The sequence below is a fragment of the Streptomyces sp. NPDC005761 genome (genome assembly GCF_040630635.1).
Taxonomy (GTDB): Bacteria; Actinomycetota; Actinomycetes; order Streptomycetales; family Streptomycetaceae; genus Streptomyces.
In genome coordinates this window covers 14962-41038 of the sequence record NZ_JBEXXX010000050.1, presented here as the reverse complement: position 1 = coordinate 41038, position 26077 = coordinate 14962, and the positions used below count along the sequence as shown (strand labels likewise).

At 71.4% G+C, this 26077-nt stretch carries 24 protein-coding genes; 12 read left to right on the top strand and 12 right to left on the bottom strand.

The window, feature by feature from the left end; genetic code table 11:
- Positions 1 to 6: 6 nt before the first annotated feature.
- The 4 genes from ABZ434_RS31480 to ABZ434_RS31465 form a co-directional block, all read right to left on the bottom strand.
- Entirely contained in the window at positions 7 to 657 is a 651-nt protein-coding gene (locus ABZ434_RS31480) for a fasciclin domain-containing protein (protein WP_359143824.1), read from the bottom strand.
- 102 nt (positions 658 to 759) lie between these two features.
- Complete coding sequence (locus ABZ434_RS31475) at positions 760 to 2298, bottom strand: molybdopterin-dependent oxidoreductase (RefSeq protein WP_359143876.1); 1539 nt, start codon at positions 2296 to 2298, stop codon at positions 760 to 762.
- A 191-nt stretch (positions 2299 to 2489) separates the two neighbouring features.
- Positions 2490 to 3266, bottom strand: coding sequence for an anti-sigma factor (locus ABZ434_RS31470; protein ID WP_359143821.1), 777 nt, complete (start codon positions 3264 to 3266; stop codon positions 2490 to 2492).
- The gene (locus ABZ434_RS31465) at positions 3263 to 3847 is read right to left on the bottom strand and encodes a sigma-70 family RNA polymerase sigma factor (protein WP_359143818.1); all 585 of its coding nucleotides are present in this window, start codon (positions 3845 to 3847) and stop codon (positions 3263 to 3265) included. The genes ABZ434_RS31470 and ABZ434_RS31465 overlap by 4 nt, the downstream gene beginning before the upstream one ends.
- A gap of 190 nt (positions 3848 to 4037) precedes the next feature.
- On the opposite strand from ABZ434_RS31465, the gene ABZ434_RS31460 reads away from it, so the two are divergent.
- The 3 genes from ABZ434_RS31460 (at position 4038) to ABZ434_RS31450 (ending at position 6723) form a co-directional block, all read left to right on the top strand.
- A complete protein-coding gene (locus tag ABZ434_RS31460) occupies positions 4038 to 4700 on the top strand; it encodes a PadR family transcriptional regulator (protein WP_359143816.1) in 663 nt (220 codons plus the stop codon).
- A 215-nt stretch (positions 4701 to 4915) separates the two neighbouring features.
- On the top strand, positions 4916 to 5947 hold the full coding sequence (locus ABZ434_RS31455; protein ID WP_359143813.1) for an ATP-binding cassette domain-containing protein: 1032 nt from the start codon (positions 4916 to 4918) through the stop codon (positions 5945 to 5947).
- The gene (locus ABZ434_RS31450) at positions 5944 to 6723 is read left to right on the top strand and encodes an ABC transporter permease (RefSeq protein WP_359143810.1); all 780 of its coding nucleotides are present in this window, start codon (positions 5944 to 5946) and stop codon (positions 6721 to 6723) included. The genes ABZ434_RS31455 and ABZ434_RS31450 overlap by 4 nt, the downstream gene beginning before the upstream one ends.
- Positions 6724 to 6734: 11 nt before the next feature.
- Here the strand turns inward: ABZ434_RS31450 and ABZ434_RS31445 are convergent, their stop codons facing one another.
- Both ABZ434_RS31445 and ABZ434_RS31440 read right to left on the bottom strand, forming a co-directional pair.
- Positions 6735 to 7208 (bottom strand): ABA4-like family protein, encoded by a 474-nt coding sequence (locus ABZ434_RS31445; RefSeq protein ID WP_359143807.1) that lies wholly within the window; start codon positions 7206 to 7208, stop codon positions 6735 to 6737.
- Positions 7205 to 8167: a hypothetical protein gene (locus ABZ434_RS31440; protein ID WP_359143804.1), complete on the bottom strand. Its 963-nt coding sequence runs from the start codon at positions 8165 to 8167 to the stop codon at positions 7205 to 7207. The genes ABZ434_RS31445 and ABZ434_RS31440 overlap by 4 nt, the downstream gene beginning before the upstream one ends.
- A 107-nt stretch (positions 8168 to 8274) precedes the next feature.
- On the opposite strand from ABZ434_RS31440, the gene ABZ434_RS31435 reads away from it, so the two are divergent.
- Entirely contained in the window at positions 8275 to 8913 is a 639-nt protein-coding gene (locus tag ABZ434_RS31435; RefSeq protein ID WP_359143801.1) for a MerR family transcriptional regulator, read from the top strand.
- A gap of 94 nt (positions 8914 to 9007) precedes the next feature.
- Here ABZ434_RS31435 and ABZ434_RS31430 read toward each other — a convergent pair whose 3' ends face one another.
- Both ABZ434_RS31430 and ABZ434_RS31425 read right to left on the bottom strand, forming a co-directional pair.
- On the bottom strand, positions 9008 to 9850 hold the full coding sequence (locus ABZ434_RS31430) for a siderophore-interacting protein (protein WP_359143798.1): 843 nt from the start codon (positions 9848 to 9850) through the stop codon (positions 9008 to 9010).
- A gap of 81 nt (positions 9851 to 9931) precedes the next feature.
- Complete coding sequence (locus ABZ434_RS31425; RefSeq protein WP_359143873.1) at positions 9932 to 10840, bottom strand: 5'-3' exonuclease; 909 nt, start codon at positions 10838 to 10840, stop codon at positions 9932 to 9934.
- Positions 10841 to 11160: 320 nt separating this feature from the next.
- On the opposite strand from ABZ434_RS31425, the gene ABZ434_RS31420 reads away from it, so the two are divergent.
- The 3 genes from ABZ434_RS31420 to ABZ434_RS31410 all read left to right on the top strand — a co-directional run bounded on the left by ABZ434_RS31420 (position 11161) and on the right by ABZ434_RS31410 (position 15575).
- Positions 11161 to 12225 carry a glycine betaine/L-proline ABC transporter ATP-binding protein gene (locus tag ABZ434_RS31420; protein ID WP_359143795.1) on the top strand — a complete coding sequence of 355 codons (1065 nt, stop codon included), beginning with the start codon at positions 11161 to 11163 and terminating at the stop codon, positions 12223 to 12225.
- Positions 12218 to 14854, top strand: coding sequence for an ABC transporter permease/substrate binding protein (locus ABZ434_RS31415; protein WP_359143792.1), 2637 nt, complete (start codon positions 12218 to 12220; stop codon positions 14852 to 14854). The genes ABZ434_RS31420 and ABZ434_RS31415 overlap by 8 nt, the downstream gene beginning before the upstream one ends.
- A 175-nt stretch (positions 14855 to 15029) precedes the next feature.
- On the top strand, positions 15030 to 15575 hold the full coding sequence (locus ABZ434_RS31410) for a helix-turn-helix domain-containing protein (RefSeq protein ID WP_359143789.1): 546 nt from the start codon (positions 15030 to 15032) through the stop codon (positions 15573 to 15575).
- A 22-nt stretch (positions 15576 to 15597) separates the two neighbouring features.
- On the opposite strand, the gene ABZ434_RS31405 is transcribed toward ABZ434_RS31410, so the two are convergent.
- Positions 15598 to 16743 (bottom strand): TDT family transporter, encoded by a 1146-nt coding sequence (locus ABZ434_RS31405; RefSeq protein ID WP_359143786.1) that lies wholly within the window; start codon positions 16741 to 16743, stop codon positions 15598 to 15600.
- A gap of 70 nt (positions 16744 to 16813) precedes the next feature.
- Here ABZ434_RS31405 and ABZ434_RS31400 point away from each other — a divergent pair, with 70 nt between their 5' ends.
- Together ABZ434_RS31400 and ABZ434_RS31395 are read left to right on the top strand one after the other, a co-directional pair.
- Positions 16814 to 17746 (top strand): LysR family transcriptional regulator, encoded by a 933-nt coding sequence (locus ABZ434_RS31400; RefSeq protein WP_359143783.1) that lies wholly within the window; start codon positions 16814 to 16816, stop codon positions 17744 to 17746.
- 69 nt (positions 17747 to 17815) lie between these two features.
- Positions 17816 to 18775, top strand: coding sequence for an aminoglycoside phosphotransferase family protein (locus ABZ434_RS31395; protein ID WP_359143780.1), 960 nt, complete (start codon positions 17816 to 17818; stop codon positions 18773 to 18775).
- 15 nt (positions 18776 to 18790) lie between these two features.
- Here the strand turns inward: ABZ434_RS31395 and ABZ434_RS31390 are convergent, their stop codons facing one another.
- A complete protein-coding gene (locus tag ABZ434_RS31390) occupies positions 18791 to 19855 on the bottom strand; it encodes a methyltransferase domain-containing protein (RefSeq protein WP_359143777.1) in 1065 nt (354 codons plus the stop codon).
- A gap of 207 nt (positions 19856 to 20062) precedes the next feature.
- Positions 20063 to 20758, bottom strand: coding sequence for a gamma-glutamyl-gamma-aminobutyrate hydrolase family protein (locus ABZ434_RS31385; RefSeq protein ID WP_359143774.1), 696 nt, complete (start codon positions 20756 to 20758; stop codon positions 20063 to 20065).
- 114 nt (positions 20759 to 20872) lie between these two features.
- Here ABZ434_RS31385 and ABZ434_RS31380 point away from each other — a divergent pair, with 114 nt between their 5' ends.
- From ABZ434_RS31380 to ABZ434_RS31370, 3 genes are read left to right on the top strand one after another with little or no spacing between them, the layout of a single operon-like run.
- On the top strand, positions 20873 to 22240 hold the full coding sequence (locus ABZ434_RS31380) for a glutamine synthetase family protein (RefSeq protein WP_359143771.1): 1368 nt from the start codon (positions 20873 to 20875) through the stop codon (positions 22238 to 22240).
- An 8-nt stretch (positions 22241 to 22248) separates the two neighbouring features.
- Positions 22249 to 23613: an aldehyde dehydrogenase family protein gene (locus ABZ434_RS31375; protein WP_359143768.1), complete on the top strand. Its 1365-nt coding sequence runs from the start codon at positions 22249 to 22251 to the stop codon at positions 23611 to 23613.
- A gap of 6 nt (positions 23614 to 23619) precedes the next feature.
- Positions 23620 to 24408, top strand: a complete 789-nt coding sequence (locus tag ABZ434_RS31370; protein WP_359143765.1) for a 3-oxoacyl-ACP reductase — start codon at positions 23620 to 23622, stop codon at positions 24406 to 24408.
- A 263-nt stretch (positions 24409 to 24671) separates the two neighbouring features.
- On the opposite strand, the gene ABZ434_RS31365 is transcribed toward ABZ434_RS31370, so the two are convergent.
- On the bottom strand, positions 24672 to 25874 hold the full coding sequence (locus ABZ434_RS31365) for an amino acid deaminase/aldolase (protein WP_359143762.1): 1203 nt from the start codon (positions 25872 to 25874) through the stop codon (positions 24672 to 24674).
- Positions 25875 to 26077: the final 203 nt, after the last annotated feature.

Below are 26077 nucleotides of genomic sequence, written 5' to 3'. Positions count from 1 at the left end.
GGGCCGTTACTCGGCGGGCATCAGCACCGTGTCGACGATGTAGACCGTCGCGTTGGCGGTCCGGACGTTGCCGCAGACGACCTTCGAGGAGTCGTTCACGGTGTACTCCATGCCTGAACCGGACGTGGTGAGCTCGCTCTTCTGCAGGGTGTCGAAGGACCCCTTCTCCAACTGCTTCGGCGTCAGCTCCTGGCCCACCACGTGGTAGGTGAGGACCTTGGTGAGCGCGGCCTTGTCGGCGAGCAGCTTGTCCAGGTCGGCCTTCGGGACCTTGGCGAAGGCGTCATTGGTCGGGGCGAACACCGTGATGCCCTGGGCGTTGTTGAGGGTATCGACCAATCCGGCCTTCTTGACGGCGGTGACGAGTGTCGAGAGTGCCGGATTGTTCGAGGCGGCCGTGGCGACCGGGGCCTTCGCCATGCCGTCGAAGGAGCCCGCGCCGTCCTTCGGCACCGACGAACAGGCCGGCCCGAAGGGCTCGTTCATCGGCATCGTGTCGCCGGCGGGTGCCGAGGACGTGTCCGATGCCTTCGCGGAGCTCGCGGTGGAGCCGGACGCGCTGTCCTTGGAGTCGCTGGAGCAGGCCGTCAGAGCCAGTGGCAGGACGACCGCAGCCGAGAGGGCGACGGCGGCGCGACGGGCGTGGATGACCTTCATGATGTTCTCCTGGTGTGAATCGGTGACCGGATGGTCACTTGCTGTGTGCGGTGCAGGGTGTGGTGGGGAACCCGACGCGTACGCGCGCGTGGGCGGGTCCGCTCAGGACACGTCGACCACCACGGAGTGCCAGCCGGTCGCACCGTTGGGAACGGTGCCGACGCGCCGGCCGGTCTGGGTGGCGCCGGTGCGGTCCGTCGCGCGGACCTCGAGGGTGTGGTTGCCGGAGGTGGCGGGCCATTCCCACACCCACTGGCGCCAGGTGTCCCGGTTGTCCTCGGCCGCAAGCCGCGCGGTGTTCCACGGGCCGCCGTCCACCCGGACCTCGACCCGCCGGATGCCGCGGTGCTGGGCCCAGGCGACCCCGGCGACCGGGACCACGCCGGCCTTCGGGGAGGCGAAGGGGCGGGGGGTGTCGATACGGGACTCGGTCTTGACGGGTGCCTGCTGGGACCAGGACCGCTTGACCCAGTAGGCGTCGTAGTCGTCGAACGTGGTGAGCTCGATGTCCTTGATCCATTTGCAGGCCGACACGTATCCGTACAGTCCGGGAACGACCATCCGGACCGGGAAGCCGTGCTCGAACGGCAGGGGTTCACCGTTCATGCCGAGGGCGAGCAGCGCGTCGCGTCCGTCCATGACGTCCTCGACCGGCGTGCCGATCGTCATGCCGTCCACCGAACGCGCCACGAGCTGGTCGGCGCGTCCGCCACGGGACGGAGGTCTCACCCCGGCCTCTCGCAGTAGATCGGCCAGTCGCACGCCGATCCAGCGGGCGTTGCCGATGTACGGTCCGCCCACCTCGTTGGAGACGCAGGCCAGAGTGATGTCGCGCTCGATGATCTCCCGGCGCAGCAGATCCTGGAAACTGAGCGTCAAGGGCTGCTCCACGCCCCTGCCGTGAACCCTCAGCCGCCACTCGGCGGCATCGAGGCGCGGTACGACCAGTGCCGTGTCCACCCGGTAGAAGCTCTTGTTCGGGGTGACGAACGAGCCCAGTCCGGGGATGCGGAGACCGGCGCCGGCGGGCACGGCCGGTGCCGCCGAGTCGGGTACGGGAAGCACCAGATCGCGCCGTGAGGCCGCCGCCCCCGCCTGGACCGAGGCGGTCAGCCGCCTCCCCAGGAGGCCGGCGCCGGCCGAGGCCGCCGCCGCGGCGCTCGCCGCGATGACGAACCCACGCCGGTCGAAGGTGCCGCGGTCCGGCTCCCCGCCCCTCCCGCCAGCCGCGGGGGAGGGACCGGAGGCCGGTGCCAGCCGTCCGATCAGGAAATACAGCACGCCTGAGGCCAGCACCCCGCCCACCGCCGAGGGCAGCGCGTCGGCCGGCCGGCCCTCCGGCCGCCCGACCGCCGCGACTGCCCCGACCACTCCGAAGACCAGCACGGCCGCGGATCCCGCCAGCCGGTGCCGCAGCGCCAGCAATCCGACCGCCACGGCGAAGAGCGTCAGCAGCGTCAGGATGCCGAGCTCCAGCACCAGCTTGTCGTTCGTCCCGAAGTGCCGTACGGCGAAGTCCTTGAGCGCCGGGGGAGTACGGTCGATCACCGCACCGCCCACCGCCGTGACGGGACCCGCCTCGGGACGCACGACCGCCGCGACGAGCTCGGCGACGGCCAGGGCGCAGAATCCGGCGATCACGCCGCTGAGCGCGGCGCAGACCGCGCGTGCCCGGCCGGCCCGCCGGGGCCCACGGGTCTCGGTCCGCGTGTCGTTCCGATCTTCACTCACGACCAGGATTCGTTCCCCGATGCGCGGCGGATTGGTCGGTCATCCGAATGAATGTGAAGCGGTCCCGGCCGAACGGCCGTACCGGGCCGCCCAGGGGCCGCTCAGGCCGTCGGCAGGTTCATCAGCGCCAGCGGCTCGGACGTCGGCTGCGCCGAGCCGCCCGCGGGTTCGACGGTGAGGCCCATGCCCGTGGCGTCGTCCAGCGGTCCGTCGAGCAGGGTCGCGTACGTCGCCGGGGCCTCGCCCGACGCCCGCATCAGGCCCGCGGAACGCATCGTGCCGCCGTCGTCGAACCACAGCTGGTAGACCTTGCCGCTCGGTGCCTCGGGCAGCCCCGACGCCAGGAACACGGCGCGGTCACGGCTTTCGGAGACCACCACGGTGCCCGTTGCGCCGTCCTTCAGCGTGGCGGAACGTGACTGGGCGTCAGGAGCTGCGAGAACCCGGGCGAGCTGCTCGCTCCGCTCCTGCGTGGCGCGCGCCTCCTGCCGGGCGTCCTGCGCCTCCTGGTGCTGCCACACCGCGACGCCGCCGAAGCCCGCGGCCGCGGCCAGGCTCGCGGCCAGCGCGAACGCCGGCCACCGCCGGGTCCGGTCCGCCGCGGTGCGGCCGGGGGCCCCGGAGCGGGCGCGGCGGCCGGCGGACGGCGGCTCCTGGCGTACGGTCGCGATCTCCCGCAGCACCCTCTCGCGCAGCTCCCGCGGCGGCGCGGCGGCGACGGCGAGCCCCAGCCGGGTGGCGGTCTCCGAGAGCTCGCGCACCTCGACCGAGCAGGCCTCGCAGTCGCCCAGGTGCTTCTCGAACTCCCTGCGTTCGGACTCCGGAAGTGCGTGCAGGGCGTAGGCCCCGGTCAGTGTGTGCAGTCGGGCGTCACTCATGCGCTCACCCCGAGGCAGTCGCGCAGCCGGATCAGCCCGTCGCGCAGTCGAGTCTTGATCGTTCCGAGCGGTACGGCGAGCAGCTCCGCCACCTCGCGATAGGTCAGGCCGCGGTAGTAGGCCAGGGTGACGGACTCCCGCTGCAGCTCGGACAGCGTCCGCATGCAGCGGCGTACCTGTTCCCGCTCGAGCCGGGTCTCGACCTGTTCGGTGACGTCGTCGAAGGCGGGGGTGCGGTCGAGCAGTGCGGCCTTGTGCTCCCTGGCCGTCGATGCCTCCACCGAACGCACCCGGTCCACGGCACGGTGATGGGCGAGCGTCAGGACCCAGTTCATGGCGCTCCCGCGGGTGGCCTGGAAGCGCGGCGCTGTGCGCCACACCTCGACCAGTACCTCCTGTGCGACCTCCTCCGACTGGGCGGGGTCGCGCAGAACGCTGCGCACCAGTCCCAGCACGGGCCCGCAGACCGCCTCGTACACCTGGGAGAAGGCGTCCTGGTCGCCCCGGGCGACCATCCCCAGGAGCTTCTGCAGATCGGGCCCCACCGGGGCCGGTCCGCTGATGTAAACAGCTTCCTTCACGCGGGCTTCCTCCCAGGGTGCTCATCGGTCTCGCGAGGTGATTCGGAGCCGCGGGCAACGCGGATTGGTCAGAGGGCGAGATACTTCCACGCCTACGCAGATTCGCGATACATCGCGGTTGACGGCGTAAGTGGCTCGCGATATGTTCGGCTACGAGTATTCGACGACGGAGTGAGGGGCGGCGAGGGCGGTGGCCAAGCGGCGCAAACTCGGCAATCCACTGGCGCTCACGGTGATGGTGCTGCTCGCGGAGCGGCCCATGCATCCGTACGAGATCGCCCAGACGCTGCGTCGGCGCGGCAAGGAACACAGCGTAAAGATCAACTTCGGCTCGCTCTACACCGTCGTCCAGAACCTGGAGAAGCACGGTTACGTAGAGGTGACGGGCGTGCAGCGGCAGGGCAACCGCCCGGAGCGCACGCTGTACGGCATCACCGAGTCCGGGCGTGTCGAGATGCTGGACTGGCTGTCCGACCTGATCGCGGTGCCGGCCGCCGAGTTCCCCGTCTTCGACACCGCCCTGTCCCTGCTTCCGGTGCTGCCGCCGGAGGAGGTGGCGGAGCTCCTCACGGACCGGGAGCAGGCGCAGACCGTCCGGGCCGCGGCGCTCCGGGGGGTGCTCACCCAGCTCGGGGACCTGCTGCCCCGGGTCTTCGTCGTGGAGAGCGAGTACCAGCTCCACATGATCGAGGCGCAGTTGGAGTGGATCAGAGGTTTCCGTAAGGAGCTCACCGACGCCACCATCAGCGGCATCGAGGAATGGAAGTCGTTCCACGAGACCGGTGAGGTGCCCCAGGACTGGCAGGACCTGGACGAGCAGGACATCGTCCTCGACCCCGACCACACGGTGTGACGGGAGGTAAGGGACCAAGAGAAAAGACCCCGGCGGGAGCTGTTGGAGCAGCGCCCGCCAGGGTCTCGAACCCCGGACCGGACAAGCCGTGAAGGCACGCCAGGCGATCGAGGTGCGGCACACCCAGGATAGCCCGGCACCCCACGCGCGGACCGGCTCGGCCCACCGGGCCCTCGGACACCCGAGCGCCCCGCCGACCACAGGAGAGCTCCGCCATGAGCACCCGTGCGCCCGCCGTTCAGGCGCGGCAGCTGATCAAGACCTATCCCGGGGACGTCACCGCGCTAAGCGGGATGGACCTCACCGTCACCCCCGGCACCGTCTTCGGGCTCCTCGGGCCCAACGGCGCGGGGAAGTCCACCACCGTCAAGATCCTCACCACCCTCGCCCGCCCGGACTCCGGCACCGCGACGGTCGCCGGGCACGACGTCCTGCGCCACCCCGACCGGGTCCGCCGGGCCATCGGCGTCGTCGCCCAGAAGTCCGGTGCCGACCCGGTCGCCACGGGGCGCGAGAACCTGGTGCTCCAGGGGCGGCTGTACGGAATGCGAGGCGCCGCCGTCCGGCGCCGCGCCGATGAGCTGCTGGACCGCTTCGACCTCGCGGACGCCGGGGGACGGCAGGTCAAGGGGTACTCCGGCGGTATGCAGCGCCGGCTCGACGTGGCGCTGGGCCTGGTGCACCGCCCCGAGGTGCTCTTCCTCGACGAACCGACGACGGGTCTCGACCCGGAGGCCCGCACGGCCATGTGGGAGGAGATCTCCCGGCTGGCGGGCGAGGAGGGGCTGACCATCGTGCTCACCACCCACTACCTGGAAGAGGCCGACCGGCTCGCCGAACGCATCGCGATCGTCGACCGCGGCCGTATCGTCGTCGAGGGCACCCCCGACGACCTCAAGGGCGAACTGCGGGGCGACGCCGTCCACATGGAGCTGCGCGCCGACGGCGTTCGCGACGCCGTCACCGCCGCGCTCGCCGGCCTGCCCGGAGTTCACGAGGTGCTCGTGGACGGTCGCCGGGTCAGCGTCCGCGCCGAGGACGGGGCCGCCGCCGTCCCGGTGCTGCTCGCCGCCCTGGAGCGGGCCGGTGCGGCAGTGGCCGCAGCCACCGTCGCCCGGCCCTCCCTGGACGACGTCTACCTCCGTTACGCCGGCCGCCGCTTCTTCGAAGCCGAAGCCGAAGCCGAGGCCGAGGCCGCAGGCCCGCACCACGCCCCCGCACCGGCGGCCGCCGGAGGTACCCGATGAGCAGTCAGGCATTGGCCCAGACCTGGTACATGACCCAGCGCCAGCTGACGGCGATCCTCAGGCAGCCGGTCTTCCTGGTGATCTCGCTGATCCAGCCGGTGATCTGGCTGTTCCTGTTCGGCAACCTCTTCAGGAAGGTCGTCGAACTCGGCGGCTTCGGCACCACGTCCTACCTGGACTACCTGGTCCCCGGCATCGTCGTGATGAGCGCACTCGGATCGAGCATGTGGGCCGGAATGGGCACGCTGGAGGAGATCGAGCGGGGCACGCTCAACCGCTTCCTGACGACGCCGGTCAGCCGCAACGCGCTGATGAACGCCAACGTCGTGCAGAACGGCATCAGTACGGCGGTGCAGTCCGTGATCATCGTCCTGCTCGGCCGGGCCGCGGGCGCCACCTACCCGGGCGGAGCGGGCGGGCTGCTCACCTTGGTCGTGGCCTCGATCCTGCTCGGTACGGTCTTCGGCGCGCTCTCCAACGCCCTCGGCATGCTGGTCCGCCAGCGGGAGTCGATCATCGGCATCAACACCTTCCTCCTCCTGCCGCTGACCTTCCTCTCCACCTCCTTCATGGCCCCGAGCCAGATGCCGTCCTGGATGCGTCACATCGCCGACTTCAACCCGGTCAACTGGGCGATGGTGGCGGGCCGGTCGGCGCTGACGGCGGATCCCGACCTCGGCCTGGTCCTCAGCCGCGCAGGTGCCCTGCTGGCGCTGGCCGTGGTCGCGGTGTGGCTGTCGACCCTTACCTTCCGCGCGTACCAGAAGTCCGTCTGACGGGCGGTCCGTCAACGGTCCGCCGTCACCCTCTCCGCCCGGCCCGGGAGCCCCCTCCCGGGCCGGGTTCCGCGTAGCCGGGCCGCGCGCAGCACCAGGAAGAGCAGCAGTCCGAACGGCGAGAGCAGAATGGTCAGCACCAGCAGCGGGCCCACCACGTACGGGGAGATGCCCAGCCGGCGGCTCTCCAGGAACATCCACTGGCCCAGCAGCAGGTCCCAGGCGATGACCTGCGCCCAGACCGCTCCTGCCCCGTTCGACAGCGCCGTCAGATCGCGGAAGGTGTCGATGTCCGGGCTGCTCACGGCAGTCCAGAGCTCGGGAAGGACCGGAAGGGCCATGACCAGGTAGACGGCGAGCACCGGCAGGACGGTCAGCGGCGACGCGGCGACACGCGCCGTGAACGCCCGGTTCGGCAGGAAGATCATGAGCAGCCAGAACGGGGCTGCCAGTACGAACGCGGTCTCGAAGAGTGCACCGGTCATGACACGAGCTCCTTCTCGGCGGAGGGGGAGGTGTGCGCCCCGGAACCAGTCCGCAGGGCGCCGTACGTACCGGCGGCGGTGGCGGCCAGGGTGAGCGCGGCGGCGGTGAGGGTCGCTCCGTCCGGGTGGATCAGCGGCCGGCCGCGCAGCGCCTGCCAGGTGACCAGGGCGGTGACCGCCGCATAGGCGCCGGAGGCGACCTGCACCAGGCGCAGCCGCACCCGGGGATCGCGCAGCCGGACGAAGCGCGGCGCCAGCGCGGTCACCGCGAGCAGGAACAGGGGGAGCAGTTGGAGCGCGTGCATCCCCACGAAGTGCGGGATGCGCAGATCGCCGCCGGTCGTCGACCAGCCGGTGAGCGGCATCGAAGGCCCGCCGTCGGGTACGCCCACGGCGTGCGCGCCGATCACATCGGCCGTGTCGAGATTCCCGGCCGCCCGCTGCTCCTTCGTGGGCTGCGTCATCAGAAAGCCGAAGCCGGCGCCCACCAGGGCCAAGGACACGCCCGAGCGGATGGCCCAGGCGGAGGCGCGGTCCGCGATCCGGGCACGCAGCAGCAGGATCGCGATGAGCAGGGTGCCCGCCCACAGGACGACGACGGTCACGGCCATCGCGTTGAACAGGGACTCGTCGAAGGGTGTGGCGTGGTTGAAGTGGCTGCGCTTCCCGCGGACGACCTGCGCGGTGATGATCGCCATCTCCGCGAAGCTGGAGAGCGCGACCACGGTACCGGCCCACCAGCCGGTGCGCCGGCCCCGGGTGACCAGCGTGAGCATCCAGGCGAGGGCGAGGGCGTACACCACGAACGAGACCGCGAACTTGAAGGGTTTGGACCAGATCGCCGCGCCCGTAAGGACTCGGTCGTCGACCAGCAGGCCCACGCCCGAGACGACCGTCATCACCGCCATGGCGGCGGCGAAGAGGACTAACGGGCGGTGCCAGGTGCGCCATTGGTGCATGGGATCCCCCTGAGATGATTATGGATAGCGGCACTTCCCGCTATCCGGTAGTGGAACTATCTAGGATGGGATGCGGGGTTGGCAAGCGGAAAGAGGGAGAACGCGCGGTGCGCATCGGCGAGTTGAGCCGCAGGTCCGGGGTCCCGGTGCCGACGATCAAGTTCTACGTACGGGAGGGGCTGCTGCCCGCCGGGCGGCTGACCAGCCCCAATCAGGCGAGCTATGACGACGGACACGAGCGCAGGCTGCGGCTGATCCGCGCGCTGCTGGACGTCGGCGGGCTCCCGCTGGCGGCCATCGGGGAGGTGCTCCGGGTGATGGAGGACCCCGAGCAGCCGTTGTTCGACGTGCTGGGCGCGGCGGCGAAGGGCATCGCGCTGTCCCGGGGCGCGGACTCCGGATCCGAACTCGAGGACGCCCGCGAGGATGTGGCGGAACTCCTCAGGCGCAAGGGCTGGCGGTGCGAGGCCGGCAGTCCCGGCGGTGAGTCCCTGGCCGAGGTGCTGGTGGCCCTGCGCCGGGCCGGCCACGGCAGTTTCGTGGAACTGCTCGACGACTACGCGGCCGCCGCCGAAGAGGTCGCGCGGGCGGACATCGACTACGTCGGGCGCCGCGTGGCACGGGAGGACCTGGTGGAGGGCGTGGTCGTCGGCACGGTGCTCGGGGAGGCGATGTTCGCCGCACTGCGGCGGCTCGCGCATGTCGATGCGTCGGCGAGGGCGTTCGGCGGGGACGCGCGCGACTGAGCCCGTGACGCCGTGCCGCGATCACGGCGACGGACATGACTGTGCCCCGGCCCATGGGCCGGGGCACAGCGAGGTCGGCTGCGGGGGAGGGCCGTTACGCGGCGCTCTCCTGCTCGCGCTCCACCTGCTCGTTCCACTCACGCTTGACCGAGCGCCAGGCGTCGTCGTTCTGGCCGAGCCGCCAGTAGCCGGAGATGGACAGCTGCGGCAGCGGGATCCCCCGGTCGAGCCGCAGGTGCCGACGGATCTCCTTGACGAAGCCGGCCTCGCCGTGGACGAACGCCTGGACGTCGCCCGCGGGGAACTCCAGATCCTTCACCGCTGCGGTGAGTGCCTCGCCCACCGGCCGCTCGCCGCGGTGCAACCAGGTGACCTCGACGCCGTCGGGCGAGGCGATCTTCTGCTCCTCTGAGGCATCCGAGACCTCGATGAACGCGTGCACCACCGCACCCGCGGGCATCTGCTCCAGCGTCGCGGCCACCGCCGGCAGCGCGCTCTCGTCGCCCACCAGCAGGTGCCAGTCGGCCGAGGCGTCGGGGGCGTAGCCGCCGCCGGGGCCCAGGAAGGTCACCTGGTCACCCGTCGCCGCGCGTGCCGCCCACGGGCCCGCGAGGCCCTCGTCGCCGTGCACCACGAAGTCGATCGCGAGCTCCCGGGTGCCCGGGTCCCAGGAGCGCACCGTGTACGTACGTGTCGTGGGCCAGAGCTCGCGCGGGAACTCCTCGCGGATGCGGGCCATGTCGAAGGGGTGTGCGTAATCGGCGCCCTCGGGCGCGAAGCACAGCTTGACGTAGTGGTCGGTGAAGCCGGACAGCGCGAAGTCGGCGAGACCGTCGCCGCCGAGCACCACCCGGATCATGTGCGGGGTGATCTGCTCGGTGCGCAGGACCTGCGCACCCTGCGCCTTGGGTGCCCGCCGCGCCGGTCGTTCTGCCACGAGGTTGTCTCCCTGCTCCGGATGCCGGACCGGTGCCCGATACATGCGAACGTCGGCCTTAGGGTCACCTAACCTAACACTTCAGGCGGCGAGTGTGGAGAGCAGGCGCTGGAGCGCCCCACCCAGCCCCCACTGCTCCGCAAGCGCTTCGAGCGTCGCGGGATCGCGCGGCTCGGAGGGCAGCGCGGGGTCGAATTCCGGCAGCGGCACGTCACCGGCGACCCGTACCACGGTCGGCGCCACGGCCACGTAGTCGCGGGCCTCGTCGAGCCGCTTGCGCTGCGAGGGCGTCAGCTTGGCGGCCGGATCGTCGACCGCGGCCATGATCCCGGCCAGATCGCCGAACGCGTCCAGCAGCTTCGCCGCCGTCTTCTCGCCGATCCCGGGCACGCCCGGCAGCCCGTCGCTGGGGTCGCCGCGCAGCAGCGCCAGATCGACGTAGCCGGGGCCGTCCACCGCGTACTTCTCGCGGAGCCAGGCCTCGTCCGTCACCTGGAGGGTGCCGACGCCCTTCAGCGGGTAGAGCACCCGCACTCCGCGGGCATCGTCCACCAGCTGGTAGAGGTCGCGGTCCCCGGTGACGATGTCGACCGGGCCGGCCGCGCGGCCGGCCAGCGTTCCGATCACGTCGTCGGCCTCGTATCCCGCGGCGCCGACCCGGGCGATGCCCAGGGCGTCGAGGACGTCCGCGATGACCGGCACCTGCGGGGCCAGTGTGTCGGGCGTCTCTTCCTCGTCGGGCAGCCCCGCGCCCGTCTCCACGGCGACGCGGTGCGCCTTGTACGAGGGAATCAGGTCCACCCGCCACTGCGGCCGCCAGTCCGCGTCCCAGCAGGCGACCAGATCGTCCGGCCGGTGGTCCTGCACGAGCCGGCCGATGAAGTCCAGCAGCCCGCGCACGGCGTTGACCGGGGTCCCGTCCGGTGCGCGCACCGAGTCGGGCACTCCGAAGTAGGCGCGGAAGTAGAGGGAGGCGGTGTCGAGGAGCATCAGGCGTCGCGTCACACCCCGATGATGCCGCACCCCACCGACAGTGGCCGCCGCGGACGCGGTTCCCGAAGCCGGGCCGGGCTTCTGTGAGCTGAGTCACTCCTGCGTTTGCTCCGTGTAAGCGGGGGCAGGCGCGGCATCGGAGCGGACCACGTCGCATTTTCAACTGGTGTACGTGCCATGCGGACCGAATCCGCACCGCTCCACGGTCTGCCGGAGGGGGTGGCAGACCGTTTTTCGGTTCAACGCGTGAGGTGTATGTGTCAAGGCTGCAAGCCGAACACTTGTACAAAGTGTTCGGCAGACGACCCGATCAAGCCGTGCAGAAGCTCGAGAGCGGCACGAACCGTGACGCGCTGCGCGCCGACGGAACGACCGCCGCGGTGATCGACGCATCATTCACCGTGGAACCGGGCCAGATCTTCGTCGTGATGGGTCTGTCCGGGTCCGGCAAGTCCACGTTGCTGCGCATGCTCAACGGGCTGCTGGAGCCCACTGCCGGCAAGGTGCTCTTCGACGGTCAGGACCTGACCGCCCTGAGCCCCGCCCAGCTGCGCCATGTCCGCTCCACCAAGATCAGCATGGTGTTCCAGCACTTCGCGCTCTTCCCCCACCGGAGCGTCCTGGAGAACGCCGCGTACGGCCTCGAGGTGCAGGGTGTGCCGCGTGCCGAGCGCAACCGCCGCGCCACCGAGGCGCTGGAGCTGACCGGTCTCGCCGGCTGGGAGAAGTCCTGGCCCGACGAGCTCTCCGGCGGTATGCAGCAGCGCGTCGGCCTGGCCCGCGCGCTCGCCACCGACGCCGACCTGCTCCTGATGGACGAGTCCTTCAGCGCGCTCGACCCGCTGATCCGCCGCGACATGCAGGACCAGCTCCTGGAGCTGCAGAAGCGGCTGAAGAAGACCATCGTCTTCATCACCCACGACCTCAACGAGGCCATGCGCCTCGGCGACAGCATCGCGGTGATGCGCGACGGCGAGATAGTCCAGCTCGGCACGGCGGAGGACATTCTCGTCACGCCGGCCAACGACTACGTCGCCTCCTTCACCCAGGACGTCGACCGCTCCCGGGTGCTGACCGCGGGCGCCATCATGGCCGAGCCGCACACGGTGATGGGCATGAAGACCGACGACGGCAGGGAACTGCGTACGCCCGCCGACGTCCTTCGGGAGGCTCCGGCCACCGTCGTCGAGTCCACCCCGATCATCGAGCTGTTCACCCCCTGCTCTCAGAGCGGGGTCGCGGTCGCCGTGACCGATGACAAGGGCAAGCTCGTCGGCGTCGTGCCGAGGGCCCGGCTGCTCGCCGTGCTCGGTGAGCCGATGACCCCCACCGAGGCTCCCCAGGACGCCGCGGCCTCGCTGAAGAAGGTGGCCAGTGTTTAGGCTTCACCTCGGCGACTGGGTCGACTCCGCCGTCGACTGGCTCCAGACCCACCTCGCCTGGCTCTTCGACGCCATCAGCTCCGTCGTGAGCGGCATGTTCGACGGCATCGCCGCCGTTCTCTCCGCCCCCGCCCCCCTGCTCTTCGCGGGCATCGTCGCCGTCATCGCCTGGTGGCTGCGCGGTCTGCTCGCCGGTGTGCTCGCGTTCGTCGGCTTCGCCCTCATCGACTCGATCGAGTTGTGGGACGAAGCGATGGACACCCTCACCCTGGTGCTCGTCGCGACCATCGTGACGCTGGTCCTGGCCGTCCCCCTCGGTATCTGGGCGTCCCGCTCCAAGACCGTGAGCGCGGTGACCCGGCCGGTCCTCGACTTCATGCAGACGATGCCCGCCATGGTCTACCTGATCCCCGGCGTCATCTTCTTCGGCGTGGGCGTGGTCCCCGGCATCATCGCCACGATCATCTTCGCGCTGCCTCCGGGTGTCCGGATGACCGAACTCGGCATCCGCCAGGTCGACCCCGAACTCGTCGAGGCTGCCGAGGCCTTCGGCACCACGTCGCGCAACACCCTGCTGCGGGTGCAGCTGCCGCTCGCGCTGCCCACGATCATGGCGGGCATCAACCAGGTGATCATGCTGGGCCTGTCCATGGTGGTCATCGCCGGCATGGTCGGCGGCGGCGGCCTCGGCGGCTCCGTCTACCGCGCCATCGGCAACGTCGATGTCGGCCTCGGCTTCGAGGCGGGCGTCTCCATCGTCATCCTCGCGATGTACCTGGACCGCATGACGAGCGCCCTGGGCCGCGAGGTCTCCCCGCTCGCCCGCCGCGCGCTCGCCAAGGCGCAGTCGGTGACCGGTGGACTCAAGGTGTGGAACCACCGCCCCCAGCCCGTCGTCGCCGTGGCCGGCATCGTCGTCCTCGCGCTCGTGGCCGGCAGCATGAGCCTGTTCGGCTCCTCGGACGCGGACAGCACCGCGAGCTCCGACCCGAAGAACATCGGGGCCGGCAAGAAGATCAGCATGGGATACATCCCGTGGGACGAAGGCATCGCCTCCACGTTCCTGTGGAAGGAGATGCTGGAGCAGCGCGGCTTCGAGGTCGACGTCAAGCAGTACGAGGCCGGCGCGCTGTACACCGGTATGGCGGGCGGCCAGATCGACTTCGAGACCGACTCCTGGCTGCCGGTCACCCACGCCGCGTACTGGAAGAAGTACAAGGACCGCCTGGAGGACATGGGCTCCTGGTACGGCCCGACCTCCCTGGAGCTCGCCGTTCCCTCGTACGTGAAGGGCGTCGACTCGCTCGACGACCTCAAGGGCAAGGCGTCCGACTTCAAGGGCCGGGTCGTCGGCATCGAGCCGAGTGCCGGTGAGACGGGCCTGCTCAAGGACAAGATCCTGCCCGGCTACGGCCTGGACAAGGAGTACAAGGTCGTCGACGGCTCCACGCCGTCCATGCTGGCCGAGCTCAAGCGCGCGTACGCCAAGAAGGAACCGATCGTCGTTCCCCTCTGGTCGCCGCACTGGGCCTACAACCAGTACGAGCTCACCAAGCTCAAGGACCCCAAGAACCTCTGGGGCAAGGGCGACGGCATCCACACGCTGACCCGCAAGGGCTTCGCGGCCGACAACCCCGAGGTCGGCAACTGGCTCAAGAACTTCAAGATGACCGAGGATCAGCTCACCAGTCTCGAGGCGCAGATCCAGAAGAGCGGCTCCGGCAAGGAGCAGGAGGCCGTCCGCACCTGGCTGAAGGCCAATCCGGGCGTCGCCGACAAGTGGACCCCGGTCAAGAAGGCCGCCTCGTCCAAGGGCGCGGACGGCAAGGACGAGCGCGACCGCACCGTGGAGATGGCCTGGTTCCCCTGGGAGGAGGACATCGCCGCCACGTACCTGTGGAAGGCCGTCCTGGAGGAGCGCGGCTACAAGATCAACCTCAAGCAGTTCGAGGTCGGCCCGATGTACGCCGCGATGTCCCGCGGCCAGCTCGACGTGCAGTTCGACGGCTGGCTGCCGTACACCCAGAAGAACTACTGGGACAAGTACGGCTCCCGGCTGACGGACCTCGGCTCGTGGTACGGCCCGACCTCGCTCGAGATCGCGGTGCCCGACTACGTCAAGGACGTGAAGTCCCTCGCGGACCTGAAGGGCAAGGGTGCGCAGTTCAAGAACCGGATCGTCGGTATCGAACCGGGCACCGCCACGATGGAGAACCTCAAGAAGAACGTGCTGCCGGGCTACGGCCTGGACAAGGAGTACAAGGTCGTCGACTCCTCGACGCCCGGCATGCTCGCCGAGCTGAAGCGTGCCTACGCCAAGAAGGAGCCCATCGCCGTCATGCTGTGGACCCCGCACTGGGCGTACAGCGAGTACGGGATGACCAAGCTCCAGGACCCCAAGAAGGCCTTCGGTGACGGCGACCGGCTGCACACCGTCGCCTCCAAGGAGTTCCCGGAGAACTACCCGCAGCTGACGAAGTGGTTCAAGGACTTCAAGCTGAGCGAGGACCAGCTCGCCGGCCTGGAGAACCAGATCCAGAAGCGCGGTGCGGGCCACGAGGAGGAAGCCGTGAAGGCCTGGATGGAGAAGAATCCGGGCATCGCGGACAAGATCGCTCCTCAGCAGTAGCAGGAGCTGCGGCAGCGCGCCCACCAGCGCCGCTGCACGGAAGGGGTGGGGACCGCCGGCGGCGGTCCCCACCCCTTCCGGCTGTCCGGACGGCTCTTTTCCTGCCGACCTCGCCCAACGGTGTGCGTAAGGTGCTCGCAACCGCAAGGATGGCGAGTCGGGAGGGAGCCGGACAATGGACGACAAGGAAACACTCCGGGTGGGCGCCGCGGTCCGCCGGCAGCGCAGATCCCTGGGACTCACCCTGGCCGCGGTCGCCGGGCGCAGCGGGCTGTCCGTACCGTTCCTGAGCCAGATCGAGAACGAGCGGGCCAGGCCCAGTGCCCGTTCCCTGGACCGGGTCGCCGAAGCCCTGGAGACCACCACCGCACGGCTGCGCGCGGCCGCGGACTCGGCTCGCGCGGTCGATGTCGTGCGGGGCGGCCAGGAGGACGGGGTACGCAGGGTGGTGCGCGGCCGTCATCAGCTCAGCGCCATCGAATTCACCGGGGAGCTGGACCTCGGGCGCGAGTTCCAGCACCGCAACGACGAGGTGATGTACGTCGTGGAGGGCGCCGCCGAGGTCGAGGCCGAGGGGCAGGCCTACCGGCTGGAGCGCGGCGACACCCTGTTCCTCTCGGGCGGGGTGCGGCACCGCTGGCGGGCCACCGTACCCGGCACCCGGCTGCTGTTCGTCGCCGTGGCCGAGCACGTCGACGCCACCTTCGACCCGCGGCGCTGAGACACCCCCGGCGAGGCGTACGTCACACGGCCCGGGCCGTCACCGGCGCGGGCGCCTGCGGCGCCGCGAGCAGCGCCCCGCTGAGCAGCCCGCGCGCCGTGCGCGCCCCGGCCACCGCCCAGGCCGCCACCAGCAGCACGTACAGGGCCACGGCCAGCCAGGTGAACGCGGCCAGACCGGTGTGCCGGGCGAGGCCGGCAGCGCCCGTCACACACGTGCCGACGGGGAAGGTGAAGCCCCACCACGTCATGGCGAACCTCATCCCGCCCCGCACCGCCCGCACCACCAGGGCGACGGACAGCGCCAGCCACAGCAGTGCGAAGCCCATGACCGGCACCCCGTACAGCACCGCGAACGCACCGAGCGCGGAGGCGTACGGTGCCTGGATCGCAACCGGTGCCACATCGGCCAGCGCGTTGACCGCGGTCGTCGACTGGCCGAGCGGGCCGAGCACCAGGAACAGGGTGGGCGTCAGCACGAGCGGCAGCGGGCCCCGGTGCACCAGCCGGGCGAAGATCAGCGGCAGCATCACGAGCGTCGCGAGCAGGCTCAGCCCGAACATCGCGTAGCAGGCGAGCAGCAGCGCCTGACGCCACTGCCCTTCGGGCAGCTCCGGCACCAGCAGCGGTCCGAGCGCGGCCGACACCATGGGCGCCACCACCGGCAGCAGCCACACCGGAGAGGCGGTGCCCGGCTCCGGGCGGTGGCGCACGATCATCAGATACGGAATCGCCACTGCGGCGGCCAGCCCGGTCAGCGTGCCAGCGGTGAACAGCACCACGTCCAGCGCCAGGGCCGCCTGATGGCCGATCACGTCCCTGCCCACCACCATCCCGGAGCCCCCGACGGCGAGCAGCGCCATCGAGAGGCACCCGTAGAACGGAGCGACCGCCGGATCCATGAGGTGGGCGCGGGCCTGGTCGCGGTGCGCGGCCCAATGCCCGGCGCGGGCGGTCAGCACCGCGGCGAGCAGCACCGCGGAGAGCACCCACACCAGCGTGCAGGCCGTCCGCAGCCCCGGGACGTGCACGGGCAGGGCGACGCCGGCACTCGCCACGATCGCCGTGCCCATGACGGTCGCGTACCAGTTGGGGCCGAAGTGCCGCAGGGCCGGCCGCCGGGCGGGGGAGTACGGGGGAGCGGTGCGGGTCTGCGGAAAGATGGCCATGCCACGATTCTCGGCGCCCCGACCCTCCCCCACCAGGGAGTCCCGCCCTATGAGGTCATAAGGTGGGCTTATGTCCAGCGAATCGCCCGCCCTCCTGTCCCACCGGGTACCCGATCTCGGCGCCCTGGAGCTGCTGCTCGCCGTCGCCCGGCACGGCAGCCTCGGACGGGCCGCCCGGGACGTCGGCATCACCCAGCCCGCCGCCAGCAGCCGCATCCGCTCGATGGAGCAGCAACTCGGCCTCACCCTCCTCGACCGCTCGCCCCGTGGCTCCCGCCTCACCGACGCGGGAGCACTCGTCACCGACTGGGCGCGCCGGATCGTCGAGGCCGCCGAGGCGTTCGACGCGGGCGCCCAGGCACTGCGGGACCGCCGGGACTCCCGGCTGCGGGTCGCCGCATCCATGACCATCGCCGAATACCTGCTGCCGGGCTGGCTGATAGCCCTGCGCGGCGAACGGCCGGACACGGCGGTGTCGCTCCTCGCCGGCAACTCGGCCGTGGTCGCACAGCGCCTGCTGACCGGTGAGGCGGATCTCGGCTTCGTCGAGGGACTGTCCGTTCCGGAGGGACTCGACGGCACCGTCATCGCGCACGACCGGCTCGTCGTGGTGGTCGCCCCCTCGCACGCCTGGGCCCGCCGCCGGACCCCGCTCACCCCGCAGGAGCTGGCCGGTACGCCGCTGATCCTGCGGGAGCACGGCTCCGGCACCCGCCAGGTCCTGGACGCCGCCCTCGCCGTGCACGGCGGGCTGGCCCAGCCGCTCCTGGAGCTCTCCTCCACCACGGCGGTGAAGGGGGCGGCGGAGAGCGGTGCCGGACCCTGCGTCCTGAGCGAACTGGCCCTCGGTGAGGAACTCTCGGCCCGGCGCCTGGTCAAGGTCCCGATCGCCGGCGTCCGTCTGCGCCGCCAGCTCCGCGCCGTCTGGCCCGCGGGCCACCGCCCCACGGGCCCGGCCCGTGACCTGCTCTCCCTGACGCGGTCGAGCCCCTCCGGCGACTGAGCCGCGCGCCTACGCAGCGGCCCGGAAATCCGCTGGCCCGCCCGTCTGCCGCGCGGGAAGGATGGGCGCATGACCGTGACCGCACCGCCTGCCACCGGCGTCCGCCACCACTGGGCCGACCTGCCCCACGCCGTACGCCACGCCGTCCAGGACATCCTCGGCGCGCCGGTCGTCGAGGCCCGCAGCCAGAACGGCGGCTTCTCGCCCGGGGTCGCCGCCCGCGTCCGGCTCGCGGACGGAAGCCGCGCCTTCGTGAAGGCCGTGAGTGCCGAGGTCAACGCCGACAGCCCGGACCAGCACCGTGCCGAGGCCCGGAACACCGCGGCGCTCCCGCCGCAGGCCCCCGTACCGAAGCTGCTCGGGTCGTACGACGACGGCATCTGTGTCGCCCTGGTCCTGGAGGACATCGAGGGGCGTCAGCCCCGCGTCCCCTGGGATCCGGCCGAGCTGGCACGCGTCCTGGCGGCCGTCGGCGACCTGACGCGGTCCCTCACGCCGGCCCCGGTCGACGCACCCTCCGCCGCCACGGGCAAAACCACGATGTTCACCGGCTGGCGAACCCTGTACGCGGCCGGTGACACGACCCGGCTGGACCCCTGGGCGGCTCGCCGGCTCGGCGCACTCGCGGAACTGGAGTCCGGCTGGGCCGGTCACGCCACCGGCGACAGCCTCGCCCACGGCGACCTGCGCGCCGACAACATCCTGCTCACCGAGGACCGGGTCGTCTTCGTCGACTGGCCCCACGCGATGCGGGCCGCACCCTGGTTCGACCTGCTGACGATGCTGCCGTGCGTGGCGGCCCAGGGCGGCCCCGACCCGGAGACCACCTTCACCGCCCACCCGCTGGGACGGGACGCCGACCCCGCCGGGGTCACCGCCGTACTCGGCGCGCTGGCCGGCTACTTCGTCGCGCACTCGCTGCTCCCGGATCCGCCGGGCCTGCCGACCCTCCGGGCGTTCCAGGCGGCGCAGGGCGCGGCCGCGGTGGACTGGCTTCGGCGCCGGACCGGGCACGGGCCCGACAGCTGACCGCGCGGACAGTCCTCAGCGCCGCGCCACGTAGTACACGTTCAGGATGTCGCCCTCGACCCGCTGGGTGTCGACCCGGCCGAACCCGGCCTCACCGAGCATCCTGCGGGCCGTCTGCTCACCCCAGACGGTGCCCAGCCCCTCACCGCCCTCGCCCAGCGAGACGCTCATGCAGTAGAAGACGGAGAACGTGTACAGCGTGGGGCCCAGCGGGTGGTCGATGTTCTCCTCCAGACGGCTCGACGCCGCGATGTCCCCCATCAGGAACACGCCGTTCTCGGCCAGTGCGGCGGCGATGGCGGCCAGTGCGCGCGACGGCCGGGCCAGGTCGTGGATGACGTCGAACGCCGTGATCAGGTCGTACGAGCCGGAGATCTCCGCGCAGTCGCCGATGTCGAAGGCGGTGTTGGACAGCCCCAGCGCCGCCGCCTCGGCACGAGCCGCGGTGATGCCCTCCTCGGACATGTCGAGCCCCTGGAAGCGGCTCGCGGGGAAGGCCCTGGCCAGGACGTTGACCGCGTGGCCGTGGCCGGTCCCGATGTCCAGCACCTCGATGCCCGCGCGCAGGCGCTCCGTGAGGCCGGGCACGAGCGGCACGATCCCGTTCACCAGAGCCAGGTCGAAGACCTCGCCGGACTCCTCCGCCTGAAGGCTCTGGAACCGCGGATACGCCGAGTACGGCAGCCCGCCCCCGGTCCGGAACGCCTCCAGCACCTGCTGCTCGACCTCGCCCATCATGCCGAAGTCCTGCGCGATCCTGGCCAGGTTGTCGGGCCCGGCCGCCCGCGTCAGCGAGGCGGCATGCTCGGGAGGCAGCGCGTACGTGCCCGGCCCGGCGTCGTAGTCGACGATGCCGCCGACGACCATCGCGCCCAGCCACTCCCGGACGTAACGCTCGTTCAGACCGGCGGCCTGCGCGATCTCCGCACTCGTGGCCGGCGCCAGCCCCGCCATCGTGTCGAACAGGCCGCTCTGGTGACCCAGGCCCGCCATGAGGCCCAGGCAGGTGTCGTTCACCACCTGAACCATGCGGCCCGCGAACGCTTCCTGCTTCAACGCATCCGGTGCTGTGACGGACATCGTTCCTCCTCTCACCATCGGGCCACGAGAGGGAGGCGGGACAGGCGGCCGGCCGCGCTCACGGCGGGCGGCCCGACGAGACGGCGACGGATACTCCTGCTGGCCACGCTACGCCGAGGGCGGGATGACGGCCGCCCGGCGAAGCGGCCGATTCCGTGGGACCACCCCGGGTGCCCGGCGGTTCCCACGCGTACCGGGCGCCCCGCATCAGCCGCCCGCTGACGCCGCCACCACCGCCGCCATCACCCGCACGTCCTCACCCCACTCCGGGTGCCACTGCACCCCGAGCACCCACCCCGGCCCCGGCAGCTCGACCGCCTCCACCGTGCCGTCCGCCGCGTGCGCCGAGGCCACCAGACCCGCGCCGAGCCGGTCCACGGCCTGGTGATGGTAGGTGGGTACGTCGCAGGCGCCCGGCACCACGGAGGCGTAGCGCGTACCGGGCACCGGTGTCACCGTGTGCGTGCCGAACACCCCCGTCGCCCCGGCGGGCCCCGCGTGCCCGTCCAGATGCTGCGTCAGCGTGCCGCCCAGCACCACGTTCAGCAACTGCATCCCGCGGCAGATCCCGAGCAGCGGAGTGCCGGTCTCCAGCGCCGCCCCGATCAGCGCCGCCTCCCAGCCGTCCCGCTCCGGCGCGGGCGGCCCGGTGCGCGGGCCGCGCTCCGCCCCGTACCGCGCAGGATCCACGTCCGGCCCGCCCGCCACCACCACCGCGTCCAGCCGGTCCACCAACGACGCCGCGAGGCCGGGCGCGTCCGGCGGCAGCAGCACGGCCACGCCGCCCGCCTCCCGCACCAGCCGGGCGTAACCGGCGGGCAGCAGCGTGGCCGGCAGGTCCCAGACGCCCCAGCGCGCCGAGGCCTCCAGGTACGTACTGATCCCGATCAGCGGACGGTTCATCGGACGCCTCACTTCACTCGCACGGCACGCGGAACGAACCGGCACCGTATCCAAATCCCTTGCCCCGCCCGTAGATTTGGATCATCTGTCGGCCCGCGAGGAGAGGATCCACCCGTGTCCGACCGAACAGCCCCGCTCGCCGTCGAGGAACTCCGCCTCCTCGTCGACAGCGGTGAGATCGACACCGTGGTCCTGGCCTTCCCCGACATGCAGGGGCGCCTCCAGGGAAAACGCTTCGCCGCCGCCTTCTTCCTCGACGAGGTCGTGGGGCACGGCACCGAGGGCTGCAACTACCTCCTCGCCGTCGACACCGACATGAACACCGTCGACGGCTACGCCATGTCCTCCTGGGACCGGGGTTACGGCGACTTCGCCATGCACCCCGACCTCAGCACCCTGCGCCGGGTGCCCTGGCACGAGGCCACAGCCATGGTCACCGCCGACCTCACCTGGGCCGACGGATCCCCCGTCACCGCCGCACCCCGCCAGATCCTGCGCCACCAGCTGGAGCGCCTCGCGGAGCACGGCTACACCGCCCACGTCGGCACCGAGCTCGAGTTCATCGTCTTCAAGGACACCTACGAACAGGCCTGGGACCGGGGCTACCGCGACCTGACCCCGGTCAACCAGTACAACGTCGACTACTCCGTCCTCGGCACCGGCCGAGTCGAGCCCCTGCTGCGCCGCATCCGCAACGACATGGCGGGCGCGGGCCTCACCGTCGAGTCGGCCAAGGGCGAGTGCAACCCCGGACAGCACGAGATCGTGTTCCGGTACGACGAGGCCCTGGTCACCTGCGACCAGCACGCCGTCTACAAGACGGGCGCCAAGGAGATCGCCGCGCAGGAGGGCGTCGCGCTCACCTTCATGGCCAAGTTCAACGAGCGCGAGGGCAACTCCTGCCACATCCACCTCTCGCTCCGGTCCACCGGCGATCCCGGCCGCAGCGTCATGGCGGACACCGACGGCTCCATGGCCCCGGTGATGCGCCACTTCCTGGCCGGCCAGCTCGCCGCGCTGCGCGACTTCTCCCTCCTGTACGCGCCGAACATCAACTCCTACAAACGCTTCCAGCCGGGCTCCTTCGCCCCGACCGCGGTCGCCTGGGGCCACGACAACCGCACCTGCGCCCTGCGCGTCGTCGGCCACGGCCAGTCCCTGCGCCTGGAGAACCGCCTCCCGGGCGGCGACGTCAACCCGTACCTCGCCGTCGCCGCACTCGTCGCCGCGGGCCTGTACGGCATCGAGCACGCGCTGGAACTCCCCGAGCCGTGCGAGGGCAACGCCTACGCCGCCGCGTACGACCACGTCCCCACCACCCTGCGCGAGGCGGCCGGCCTCTGGGAGGAGAGCGAGATCGCGCGCGAGGCCTTCGGTGACGAAGTCGTCGCGCACTACCGCAACATGGCGCGCGTCGAACTCGACGCCTTCGACGCAGCGGTCACCGACTGGGAGCTCCGACGCTCCTTCGAACGCCTGTGAGGACCCTCTTGAGCCATGAGCACCAGGTACTGAACCCGGCGACGGAGGAACTGCTCGCCACCGTCCCCGCCACCACGGCGGCAGAGGTGCACGAAGCCGTCGGCCGCGCCGCCGCGGCCCAGCGGGTCTGGGCCGCGCTCGCACCCGCCGACCGTGCCCGGCTGCTGCGCCGCTTCGCCGTTCGTGTCGACTCCCACATCGAGGAGCTGGCCCGCCTGGAGGTCCGGGAGGCCGGGCACACGATCGGCAACGCGCGCTGGGAGGCGGGCAACGTCCGCGATCTGCTCGACTTCTCCGCCGGGGGAGTGGAGCGGCTGAGCGGCCGGCAGATCCCCGTCCCCGGCGGCATCGACATCACCCTGCTCGAACCCCTCGGCGTCGTCGGGGTGATCGCCCCGTGGAACTTCCCCATGCCGATCGCCGCCTGGGGAACCGCCCCCGCCCTCGCGGCGGGCAACGCCGTCGTACTGAAACCGGCCGAGACCACTCCTCTGACCGCACTGCGCCTCGCGGAACTCGCCCTGGAGGCGGGCCTTCCCGAGCACCTCTTCCAGGTGCTGCCGGGCGCGGGCGACGAGGCGGGCAACGCCCTCGTCGAGCACCCGGGAGTCGCCAAGATCGTCTTCACGGGGTCCACCCGGGTCGGCAAGCAGATCATGGCCAGGTGCGCCGAACGCGTGAAGCGCGTCACCCTCGAACTCGGCGGCAAGAGCCCCAACATCGTCTTCGCCGACGCCGACCTCGAAACCGCCGCGGCCGCCGCCCCCATGTCCTTCCTGGACAACGCGGGCCAGGACTGCTGCGCCCGCACCCGGATCCTCGTCCAGCACTCCGTGTACGACCGCTTCCTGGAACTCCTCGCCCCGGCCCTCGCCGCCGTCGTCGTCGGCGACCCGGCCGACGAGAAGACGCAGATGGGCCCGCTCATCTCGCGGACGCAACTGGACCGGGTGCGCGGCTACGTCCCCGAAGGCGCCCCCGCGATCCGTGGCAGTGCGCCCGAGGGGCCCGGCTTCTGGTTCCCGCCGACCGTCCTCACCGACGTGCCACCGGACGCGCCCGTCGCCACCGAGGAGGTCTTCGGACCGGTCGCCGTCGTCCTGCCCTTCGAGGACGAGGCCGACGCGGTCCGGCTCGCCAACGCCACCGAGTACGGCCTCGCCGGATCGCTCTGGACGCGAGACGTGGGGCGCGCGCTGCGCGTCGCGCAGGCCGTCCGGGCGGGCAACCTCTCCGTCAACTCCCACTCCGCAGTGCGCTACTGGACCCCGTTCGGCGGGTTCGGACAGTCGGGCCTCGGCCGGGAACTGGGTCCTGACGCCCTCGACGCCTTCACCGAAACCAAGAACGTCTTCCTCAGTACGGAGGTCTGAACCGGTATGACCACGGACAACGGGAACATCTGCCGCCGCCTCGTCGGCCGAACGGCAGTCATCACCGGCGCGGGCAGCGGCATCGGGATGGCCACCGCCCACCGTCTTGCCTCCGAGGGGGCGCACGTCGTCTGCGGCGACATCGACGAGACCGCCGGCAAGGCAACAGCCGAAGCGGTCGGCGGCACCTTCGTACGGGTCGACGTCACCGACCCCGAACAGGTCGAGGCCCTGTTCAAGGCGGCGTACGACACCTACGGCTCCGTCGACGTCGCCTTCAACAACGCGGGCATCTCACCGCCCGACGACGACTCCATCCTCACCACCGGGCTGGAGGCGTGGAAGCGTGTCCAGGACGTCAACCTCACCTCCGTCTACCTGTGCTGCAAAGCGGCCCTGCCCTACATGCGGCGCCAGGGCCGGGGCTCGATCATCAACACCGCTTCCTTCGTCGCCAGGATGGGGGCGGCGACCTCCCAGATCTCGTACACCGCTTCCAAGGGCGGCGTGCTGGCGATGTCACGCGAACTGGGCGTCCAGTTCGCCCGCGAGGGCATCCGGGTCAACGCCCTGTGTCCCGGGCCGGTGAACACCCCGTTGCTCCGGGAGCTCTTCGCCAAGGACCCGGAGCGCGCGGCCCGCCGGCTCGTCCACATTCCGCTCGGGCGGTTCGCCGAGGCGACCGAGATCGCGGCCGCCGTGGCGTTCCTGGCGAGCGACGACTCCTCGTTCGTCAACGCCACCGACTTCCTCGTCGACGGCGGGATCTCCGGCGCGTACGTCACACCCCTGTAGGGGAAGGGCCCGGACCCCGAGGCGGTGCCATGAGCAACCCGACACCGCCCGGCTGGTACCCCGACGTGGCAGCCCCTCGTCTTCCCCTCCGCCGCCGGCAGCGAGTCGCCCGTCATCGTCCGCTTCGCCTTCGACGCGGGCCCCCACGGTCCGCCGCTCGCCCTCATGGACACCGTCATCAAGGGCATCCGGCCCCTCGGTGACGGCGACACCGAGGGGGGCGTCGGCAGCTCCATCGCCCCCCTGAAGGGGCGGCGGGCGGCTCAGAGGAAGGTGCGCCCCTCGCCCCGGTACGTCGGCACGGTCGCCGTCACCCGGTCGCCCTCGATCAACTGGAGCTCGTCGAACCGCTCGCACAGCTCACCGGCCTTCGCATGCCGGAACCACACCTTGTCGCCGATCAGCAGATCATCGGCCGGGGCGCCGAGCAGCGGTGTCTGCACCTCACCGGGGCCCTCCTGCGGGTCGTAGCGCAGCCCCTCCGGCAGATACGGGACCGGCAGCCGGTCCGCGCCCGCGGCCCCGGACGCCGGGTAGCCACCTCCCAGCACCGTCACCACGCCCACCCCGGGCCGGCGCACCACCGGCTGGGCGAACAGGGCGGCCGGGCGCGCCGTGAACGAGGTGTAGTTGTCGAAGAGCCGCGGCACGTAGAGGCCGGAACCGGCCGCGATCTCGGTGACCGCCGGTTCCGCCGCGGTGTGCTGCACGCTGCCCGTGCCGCCGCCGTTCACGAACTCCAGGTCCGGCGCCACGGCCCGCACGGCCCGCACCACCTCGGCCCGCCGGGCCGCCAGCTCCCTGCGGCCCGTGGCCTGCATCAGCCGGATCGCCCGTGAGCGCAGCGGCCGCCCCGCGAGCGAGTCACCCACTCCCGCGATGTGCCCCTCGTACGCCATCAGCCCCACCAGCCGGAAACCGGGCCGGCGGGCGATGGATCTGGCCAGCTCCGCCAGCTGGGCGGGGGACCGCAGCGGCGAACGCAGGGCCCCGATCCTGACCCGGCCGCCCAGCATCCGCAGGGAGGTGTCCAGCTCCAGGCAGACCCGGATCTCCTCCGTGCCCCCCGCCCGTGCCGCGTCGATCAGCTCCAGCTGCGCGTGGTCGTCCACCATCACGGTCACGGCGGCGGCCAGTTTCGGGTCGGCGGCCAGCTCCGCGAAGGCCGAGCGGTCGGCGGACGGATAGGCGAGCAGGACGTCCTCGAACCCGGCACGCGCCAGCCACAGCGACTCCGCGAGCGTGAACGACATGATCCCGGCGAACCCGGGGCGGGCCAGTACCCGTTCCAGCAGCGCCCGGCAGCGCACCGACTTGCTCGCCACCCGGATCGGCTTCCCGGCCGCACGCCGTACGAGATCGTCGGCATTGGCGTCGAACGCCTCCAGATCGACTACGGCGATCGGGGCGTCGAGATGGGCGGTGGCCCGGTTGTAGCGGGTCCGGTCAGCGGCGCGGGCAGTCATGGCCGCAGCTTGCCAGACGGCTGTACCGCTGGGTAGGGGGACGATCTGCGCAGATCGGCCGCGAGCGCGGCCGCCCGCTCCCACCACGGCCTCCTCAGCCCGTAGAGTGACGGACACGCGGCGGGCAACGAACCTGCCGGTGCAGCCGATCCGCGTACGGTACGGAACGGACCAGGGGGGCGGATGAGTACCGAGGCGCAGCG